Origin of the sequence: Nocardia acidivorans NBRC 108247 (assembly GCF_001625085.1) — a bacterium.
GTDB lineage: Bacteria > Actinomycetota > Actinomycetes > Mycobacteriales > Mycobacteriaceae > Nocardia > Nocardia acidivorans.
This window is the reverse complement of record NZ_BDAW01000154.1, coordinates 1-1,114: the sequence shown is the minus strand read 5'-3', so window position 1 is coordinate 1,114 and position 1,114 is coordinate 1. Positions and strand designations below refer to the sequence as shown.

At 61.1% G+C, this 1,114-nt stretch carries 1 protein-coding gene; it reads left to right on the top strand.

From position 1 onward, the window contains the following. Window positions 1-1,114, top strand: a 1,114-nt coding sequence (locus NA10_RS35100; RefSeq protein WP_169812710.1) for a (Fe-S)-binding protein, incomplete at both ends; no start/stop codon positions are given.

Below are 1,114 nucleotides of genomic sequence, written 5' to 3'. Positions count from 1 at the left end.
CGTCCGCTGGTCGGTGGTGAGGATGTGAGCGGGATTATCGATCCCGAGGTGTTGTGGTCGTGCACCACGTGTGGTGCGTGTGTGGAGCAGTGCCCGGTCGATATCGAGCATGTGGATCACATTATCGATATGCGCCGCTACCAGGTGTTGATCGAGTCGGAGTTCCCGTCCGAGCTCGCCGGATTGTTCAAGAATCTGGAGAACAAGGGCAATCCGTGGGGGCAGAACGCCAAGGACCGGTTGAACTGGATCAGCGAAATCGATTTCGAGGTCCCGGTATTGGGTAGGGACGCCGATTCCTTCGACGGGTACGAGTACCTGTTCTGGGTCGGTTGCGCGGGCGCGTACGAGGATCGGGCGAAGAAGACCACCAAAGCCGTGGCCGAGTTGCTGGCCACCGCGGGGGTCAAGTTCATGGTGCTGGGCCAGCAGGAGTCCTGCACCGGTGACTCGGCGCGGCGTGCGGGTAATGAGTTCTTGTTCCAGCAGTTGGCGATGCAGAACATCGAAGTGTTGAATTCGGTGTTCGAGGGTGTGGAGCAGGCCAAGAAGAAGATCGTGGTCACCTGCGCGCATTGCTTCAACGCGTTGAACAATGAGTACCCGCAGGTCGGTGGCAGCTATGAGGTGGTGCATCACACCCAGTTGCTGAACCGCCTGGTGCGTAGCAAGAACCTGATCCCGGTCTCCCCGGTCGCGAAGAACCTCACCTACCACGACCCGTGTTATCTGGGTCGGCACAACAAGATCTACGACGCCCCGCGTGAGTTGATGGAGGCCTCGGGCTCCACGCTGATCGAGATGCCCCGTCATGGGGAGCGGTCGATGTGCTGTGGCGCGGGTGGGGCGCGGATGTGGATGGAAGAGCAGCTCGGCAAGCGCATCAATGTCGACCGCGTCGATGAGGCCCTGGACACTCTCCAGGGTGGTAATGAGCCGTCGGTGATCGCGACGGGGTGCCCGTTCTGCCGGGTGATGCTCACCGATGGTGTGACCGCCCGTAAGGATGGTGGCGAGGTCGGTCAGGGCACCGAGGTCGTGGATGTGGCGCAGTTGATGCTCGACTCCATCACCCGGGTCGAGGCGAGTGTGCTGACCGAGAACCTGAAAGTCG